At 72.0% G+C, this 976-nt stretch carries 2 protein-coding genes; both read right to left on the minus strand.

What is annotated here, in order from left to right; all coding sequences use genetic code 11:
• Positions 1–665, minus strand: a 665-nt coding sequence (locus G7A99_RS21205) for an acyl-CoA dehydrogenase family protein (RefSeq protein WP_163143893.1), incomplete at its 3' end; no start/stop codon positions are given.
• On the minus strand, positions 662–976 hold a 315-nt coding region (locus tag G7A99_RS21210), incomplete at its 5' end, for a hypothetical protein (RefSeq protein ID WP_205599980.1). The genes G7A99_RS21210 and G7A99_RS21205, both read right to left, overlap by 4 nt.

Raw genomic sequence — 976 nt, forward strand, 5'->3', positions numbered from 1 at the left:
GCGGGCACCGAGAGGTCGTCGAAGAACAGCTCCGTGGTGTGGTGGTTCATCATCGTCTCGATGGGCTGGACGGTGAGGCCGTTGCCCGCCGCCTCGCGCAGATCGACGAGGAAGACGCTCAGCCCCTCGGTCTTGCGCGAGACCTGGTCCCGGGGCGTGGTGCGCGCGAGCAGCAGCATCAGGTCGGAGTGCTCGACGCGGCTGATCCACACCTTCTGGCCGTTGATCACGTAGCGATCGCCACGGCGCTCGGCGAACGTCCGGATCGCGGTGGTCTCGGTGCCGGCACCGGGCTCGGTCACACCGAAGGCCTGCAGGCGGAGCTCGCCGGAGGCGACGCCCGGCAGGTACGCCGACTTCTGCGCCTCCGAGCCGTGGCGCAGCAGCGTGCCCATGGTGTACATCTGCGCATGACAGGCCCCGGGATGACCGCCGGAGCGCGCGATCTCCTCGAGGATCACGCCCGCCGCCGTGAGCCCGAGCCCGGCGCCGCCGTATGCCTCCGGGATCAGCGCCCCGAGGAAACCGTCCTCGGTGAGCCGCCGCACGAACGCGTCGGGATAGCCCCGGGTGGCGTCGAGCTCGCGCCAGTAGCTGCCCGGGAAGTCCCCGCACAGACGGGCAACGGCGTCGCGTATCTCGCGGATGGTGTCGGGCTCGTTCATCGATCCTCCCCTGAATGAGCGCCCGTGCCGGGCGCCGGGCCCAGCCGTGCGAATGCCTGCCGCTCGGCGGCGTCGAGGCGCGGCACCAGGCCCTGCTCCCACTCCAGGTAGCGGCGCGCGGCATCGAGGTTGCCGTCGTGGCGGTCGTGTACGAAGAACAGCCGGTCGATGCAGGCCCGGTCCGGCGGATCGTCCGGCGTCTCCACCACCGGCCCGCCGGCGGCGGCCCAGGCGTCCAGGCCGCCGTCGATCAGCGCGACGCCGTCGATACCGTGATCGGCGAGGTCGCCCGCCACCAGGGCGGCACGATC

The organism is Arhodomonas sp. KWT (assembly GCF_010993615.1).